The 5,400-nt window shown below is 71.9% G+C and carries 6 protein-coding genes and 1 tRNA gene; 1 reads left to right on the top strand and 6 read right to left on the bottom strand.

The window, feature by feature from the left end:
• Positions 1 to 131: 131 nt before the first annotated feature.
• From HW578_RS22290 to metZ, 5 genes are all read right to left on the bottom strand, one after another.
• Positions 132 to 1,244 carry a glycosyltransferase family 4 protein gene (locus HW578_RS22290; RefSeq protein WP_198372908.1) on the bottom strand — a complete coding sequence of 371 codons (1,113 nt, stop codon included), beginning with the start codon at positions 1,242 to 1,244 and terminating at the stop codon, positions 132 to 134.
• Between the two features lie 82 nt (positions 1,245 to 1,326).
• On the bottom strand, positions 1,327 to 1,968 hold the full coding sequence (gene folE, locus HW578_RS22285) for a GTP cyclohydrolase I FolE (protein WP_369407954.1): 642 nt from the start codon (positions 1,966 to 1,968) through the stop codon (positions 1,327 to 1,329).
• A gap of 115 nt (positions 1,969 to 2,083) precedes the next feature.
• Positions 2,084 to 2,497, bottom strand: coding sequence for a Co2+/Mg2+ efflux protein ApaG (gene apaG / locus HW578_RS22280; RefSeq protein ID WP_198372907.1), 414 nt, complete (start codon positions 2,495 to 2,497; stop codon positions 2,084 to 2,086).
• A 355-nt stretch (positions 2,498 to 2,852) separates the two neighbouring features.
• Positions 2,853 to 3,464: a LysE family translocator gene (locus HW578_RS22275; RefSeq protein ID WP_198372906.1), complete on the bottom strand. Its 612-nt coding sequence runs from the start codon at positions 3,462 to 3,464 to the stop codon at positions 2,853 to 2,855.
• Between the two features lie 3 nt (positions 3,465 to 3,467).
• Entirely contained in the window at positions 3,468 to 4,688 is a 1,221-nt protein-coding gene (gene metZ, locus HW578_RS22270) for an O-succinylhomoserine sulfhydrylase (RefSeq protein ID WP_198372905.1), read from the bottom strand.
• Positions 4,689 to 4,994: 306 nt separating this feature from the next.
• Here metZ and HW578_RS22265 point away from each other — a divergent pair.
• Positions 4,995 to 5,068 (top strand) — tRNA-Gly (locus tag HW578_RS22265).
• Positions 5,069 to 5,077: 9 nt separating this feature from the next.
• On the opposite strand, the gene HW578_RS22260 is transcribed toward HW578_RS22265, so the two are convergent.
• Positions 5,078 to 5,400 (bottom strand): hypothetical protein (locus HW578_RS22260; protein WP_198372904.1); only part of this gene is annotated, 323 nt, incomplete at its 5' end.

Here is a 5,400-nt window from a genome sequence, read left to right as displayed (position 1 = left end):
CGCAAGGCGCGCGGGGTGCGTGTCGCGCGAGGCGCGCGAGAAAGGCGTCGCGCCGGCCGCGTAGCCATGGGCGAGGCAGAGCACGCGGGCGTGGTCGGCACCGCCCGAGGCCCGGCCGCGACCGTCCGGCGCTACAGCCCCAGCAGGTCCAGCGTGCGGCCGATCACCTTCGCCTCGTCGAAGCGGTCGAGTGCGCGGGCGCGGCCGGCCTCGCCCATGCGTGCGCGCAGCACCGGGTCCGCCGCCAGCCGCGACAGCGCCTCGGCGAGCGGCGCCGACTGCATCGGCGGCACCAGGAAGCCGGTCTCGCCTTCCATCACCTGCTCACGCGGGCCACGGATGTCGGTGGCGACCACCGGCAGGCCGGTCAGCATCGCCTCGATCACGCTCATCGGCAGGCCCTCGAAATGCGAGGGCAGGCAGAAGACGTCGGCGGCGGCGAGGATGCGCGCGACGTCGTGGCGGTAGCCAAGCCGCCGCACGCGCCGGCCGAGCAGCGCCTCGGCGTGGGCGAAGTGTGGGTCGAGATCCTCGCCATGGTCCGAGGCGAGACGTTCGCCCACCACCCAGAGCACGGCGTTCTCCGGCGTTGCTTCCATCGCGCGCAGCAGTTCCGGGTGGCCCTTGTGGCGCACCAGGCGCGAGACGCAGGCGATCACGCAATCGCCCGGCGCCGCGCCGAGTTCCGCGCGCAGCGCCGCGCGCGCGGCAGGGTCGGGGTGGAACTGCGCCGGGTCGCGCCCGTTGAGAACCGCCGTCGCGCGTGGATGGATGCGCAGGCGCCTCGCATCCGCCGCTTCCTCCTCGCTGACCGTGAGGAAGGTGTCGGTGAGCCGCCCGCCGAGGCGCTCCATGTGCAGCGACAGCGTGCGGCGCCACCACGGGCCCGGCTGGTTGAACAGGAAGCCGTGGCAGGTATAGGCAATGCGCTCCACGCCCGCGGCCTTGGCCGCGAGCCGCGCGAGAAGGCCGCTGATCGGCATGTGCGCATGCACCAGGTCGAAGCGCTCGCGCCGGAACAGATCGACCAGGGCGCGGAAGGCGCGCGCCTGCGGCACCGGGTTCAGGCTGCGCGCCAGCGGCACGGGTTCGATGCGGAAGCCCTCGGCACGGGCAATATCGAGCAGCGGGCCCTCGGCGGAGACGCCGACCACCTCGTGCCCGCGCGCGCGCGCGCCGCGCATCAGCGGCAGCAGGAAGTGCCGTAGCGAGAAATCGACATTGGTGATTTCGCAGATCTTCATGCGCCAGCCGGATTACGCCGGATCGGCGCGCGGGGGAATGCGCCGCGCGCCGCGCCCGCCCGGGCGTGGCGCGCGCCGCCCCTCAGCCCTCGCCGGGGCCGCGGTTGCCCTGGATCATCGAGAGGAACTCGCGCCGCGTCGAGGCATCGTCACGGAAGGCGCCCAGCATGCGCGAGGTCACCATCGAAACGCCGGTCTTGTGGACGCCGCGGGTGGTCATGCACTGGTGCACGGCCTCGAACACCACCGCGACACCCTTGGGCTTGAGCACGTCATTGATGACGTTGGCCACCTGCGCGGTCAGCTTCTCCTGGATCTGCAGGCGCTTGCCGAAGGCCTCGACCACGCGGGCGAGCTTGCTGATGCCGACCACGCGCCCGTTCGGCAGGTAGGCGATATGCGCCTTGCCGATGATCGGGCACATGTGGTGCTCGCACATGCTCTCGACGCGGATGTCGCGCAGCAGGACCATCTCGTCGTAGCCCTCGACCTCCTCGAAGGAGCGGGCGAGGAGTTCGACGGGGTCTTCCTCATAGCCGCAGAACCATTCGCGATAGGCCTTCGCCACGCGCTTCGGCGTGTCGAGCAGGCCCTCGCGGCTGGGGTCGTCGCCGGCCCAGAGCAGCAGCGTGCGGATCGCGTCCTCGGCCTGTTGCTGGGTCGGGCGCGGCAGGCTGGAGGCGTTGTCGTCCACGGGGCGGGCGGCGGGCAGATGGATGTTCACGGGTCGCGGTTCTTTCCAAGGGCGCAGGGCGTCGGGCGGGTTGTCGTGCCGACGCGTCACGGCGCCTTCCTCTCCGACGCAAATGGGGGCTGGCGCGGAACGCGCAAGCCGGGCGTCAGTGCACCCGGCCCGAGGGCTGATGCGGGCTGTCCAGGCTGAAGGCCGGGATGTCCACGTCGAAGCTCTCGCCGCTGTCGGTGACGACCATGTGATAGGCGCCCTGCATGAAGCCCGAGGCGGTACCGAGCGGCGTGCCGGAGGTATATTCGAAGCGCCCGCCGGGTTCGAGCACCGGCGTCTCGCCGATCACGCCCGCGCCATGCACGGTCTGGGTGCGGCCGAGCCCGTCGGTGATGCGCCAGGTGCGGCGCAAGAGTTGCACGGTCTCGCGTCCGGTATTGGCGATCTCCACGCGATAGGCCCAGACATACTGCCCGCTCTCGGGCTCCGACTGGTCCGCGAGGTAGAAGGCGCGCACCGTCACGCGGATGCCGCGCGTGGTGGCGCTGAACTCTTCCTTCCTGGCCATGTGGCAGCCACTCCCCAGAGGCCATTTGAAGCCCCGCGCGGCGGGCTTGTCCACAGCGGATGCGCCGCGGGTGTTCCCAGGGCGCGTGATGATGACTCACATCAAGGACGGGCCGTGGCCGGCCTGGCTGCCGAATGCCGCACGCTTTGCCATGGTCGAAGGTATGGCCGTGCCAGCCCACGGGCGGCCAGCTGACCAGTACGGTGGTGCCGGAACCGATGTCTCTCGCGCTGTTCGGGGCCGGCCTGGCTGGTCTCGGCATGGCGCCGTGGCGCTGGCCGCCCTGACTCCCGCGCATCGGCGTCTCGTCTTGCGGGCATCCGAACGGGTGGTTCGCCCGGGCGAATGCCGAGCTTCAGGCACGCGACAGGGAGGCGGTCGCGATCCCAGCGCCGACCAGCACGCCGCCGCCCGCGCGGTTGAAGGCGCGCCGCACCGCGGGCCGCCGCACCGCACCCGACAGCCGCGCCGCCAGCAGGGCGTAGATCCCCGCATTCACCGCCGCCAGGCCGACGAAGGTCGCCACCAACATCGCCGCCTGCGGCGCGAAGGGCCGCGCCGCATCCACAAAGAGCGGTACGAAGGCGACGAAGAATGCGATGCCCTTCGGATTCAGCGCCGTCACCACATAGGCCTCGCGAAAGGCACGCCGGGCCGTCACCGGCGCGGCCGCGCCCTGCTCCACCGGCGCGCGCCACATGCGGATGCCGAGCCACACCAGGTAGGCTGCGCCCGCGAACTTCAGCACGGTGAACAACGTGGCGGAGGCCGCCAGCAGCGCGCCCAGCCCCGCCAGCGACAGCGTCATGGCGGTGAAGTCGCCGAGCGCCACGCCGGCCACCAGCGGCAGCGCCGCCCGCGTGCCGCCGCCCAGCGACTGGCCGATCACCAGCAGGATGGTCGGGCCCGGGATCGCCAGCATCACCGCCGTGGCGGCGACGAAGGCGAGCCAGGTGTCGAGCGCCATCCGCTATTCCGCCGCGCGCGCCGGCACCGCAGCCACGGCATCGAGCGCCTGCGAGAGGTCGTCGATGATGTCGGCCACGTCCTCGAGCCCGACCGAGAGCCGCACCGTGCCGTCGGTGATGCCGAGCCGCGCGCGTTCCTCGGCGCCGACGCGCATATGCGTGGTGGTGGCCGGGTGCGTCGCGAGCGACTTGGAATCCCCGAGGTTGTTCGAGATGTCGATCAGCTCCAGCGCGTCCATGAAGCGGAAGCACGCATCCTTGCCGCCCTTGAGATCGAAGGTGACCACCGTGCCGCCGGCGGACATCTGCGCCATGGCGAGCTTCTGCTGCGGATGGTCGGCGCGGAGCGGATACAGCACGCGCGCCACCTCGCTGCGCTCGGCCAGCATGTCGGCCACGGCGGCCGCGCTGCGGCACATGGCCGGCACGCGCAGGTGCAGCGTCTCGAGCCCCTTCAGGATCACCCAGGCGTTGAACGGGCTGATGGACGGGCCGGTGTTGCGGATGAAGGGCTGCAGCACCTCCTCCACCCACTTCTTCGAGCCCAGCACGCAGCCGCCCAGCACGCGGCCCTGGCCGTCGAAATGCTTGGTGGCGGAATAGACCACGATGTCGGCGCCGAACTGCATGGGCTTCTGCAGCAGCGGCGTGGCAAACACGTTGTCCACCACCACCAGCGCGCCGGCCTTGTGCGCCAGGTCGCACACCGCGCGCAGGTCCACGATCTCGAGCATCGGGTTGGAGGGGGTCTCCAGCAGCACCATCGTCGCGGGCTTCGACAGCGCGGCGGCCCATTGCGCCAGGTCCGCGCCATCGACGAACTCAGTCGCGACGCCGTAGCGCGGCAGCAGCGTCGAGACGATCCAGTGGCAGGAGCCGAACAGCGCGCGGGACGCCACCACGCGATCGCCGGTCTTGAGGTGCGAGAGCATCGCCGCATGGACCGCCGCCATGCCGGTGGCGGTCGCGCGGCAGGCCTCGGCCCCTTCGAGCGCGGCGAGGCGCGCTTCCAGCATCGCCACCGTGGGGTTGCCGAAGCGCGAATACTGGTAGTGCACCTCGGTCCCGGCGAAGGTCGCCTCGGCCTGGGCGGCGCTCTCATAGACGAAGCCGGAGGTGAGGAACATCGCCTCCGCCGTCTCGTCGAAGCCCGAGCGCATCTGGCCCCCGCGCACGAGCTGCGTGGCGGGGCGGAGCGGGCGGGTGGAACGAGACCTGGCCATGGGGCGGACCCTTCGCGAATGAACGGCGTCCGGCCCCTTCGCGGGCGGGGGCTGCACGCGGCGCGGCATCCCCACGGCCGTTTAGCGCGCTTGTTTTCGCATCGGGTTGATGCGTCCCTGCCGGGAACCTCGCCGCAAGCTGGCCGGACAAATCGCGAGGGGCGTCACCGCCACCCCCGTCGTTACGCCCGGGCGGGGCGCAAGGTCAAGCCGGGAGGTGCCGACACGCAGCGGCCAGGCAGGCGGCGATCCGCGTCACGCGGGTTCTTGCCCGCACCCGGCCCGCCCGCCTATACGGGGGGCGTTGCGGGCGTAGCTCAATGGTAGAGCTCTTGGTTCCCAACCAAGTGACGAGGGTTCGATTCCCTTCGCCCGCTCCATCCCCCGGCCTATCGCGGCGCGGGGCCTGGCACCGTCACCGACATCGGATCGCTGCCCTGCGCGTCGCGCGCACGGCGCACGCGTGACTCGAGATCCGTCAGCTCGGCCCGGCGCTCGTTCAGCCGCGCCTCGGTGGCGGCGATCTGGCCGGCGATCTCGGCGCGGCGGCGTTCGGCGGTCGCGACCTCAGCGCGCATGGCGTCGAGCTGCTGCGCCACCTGGGCGCGCTGCTGCTCGGCCGCGGCCACGGCGGCGCGCAGGCTCTCGGTCTGGCCGGCGGCCTCGCCACGGCTGCGGTCGGCGGGGGCCGGGGATCGGAAGGGCGGACGGC

This window comes from Roseomonas rosulenta (assembly GCF_016106005.1).
In the GTDB taxonomy this organism is placed as follows: domain Bacteria; phylum Pseudomonadota; class Alphaproteobacteria; order Acetobacterales; family Acetobacteraceae; genus Neoroseomonas; species Neoroseomonas rosulenta.
Note: the sequence above shows the minus strand (reverse complement) of the source record. Positions and strands in the feature narration are given on the sequence as shown.

Coding starts and splice junctions, on each gene's coding strand:
- metZ (WP_198372905.1), bottom strand. CDS start 4,688: ATGGCCAGGTCTCGTTCCACCCGCCCGCTCCGCCCCGCCACGCAGCTC.
- apaG (WP_198372907.1), bottom strand. CDS start 2,497: ATGGCCAGGAAGGAAGAGTTCAGCGCCACCACGCGCGGCATCCGCGTG.
- HW578_RS22290 (WP_198372908.1), bottom strand. CDS start 1,244: ATGAAGATCTGCGAAATCACCAATGTCGATTTCTCGCTACGGCACTTC.
- HW578_RS22275 (WP_198372906.1), bottom strand. CDS start 3,464: ATGGCGCTCGACACCTGGCTCGCCTTCGTCGCCGCCACGGCGGTGATG.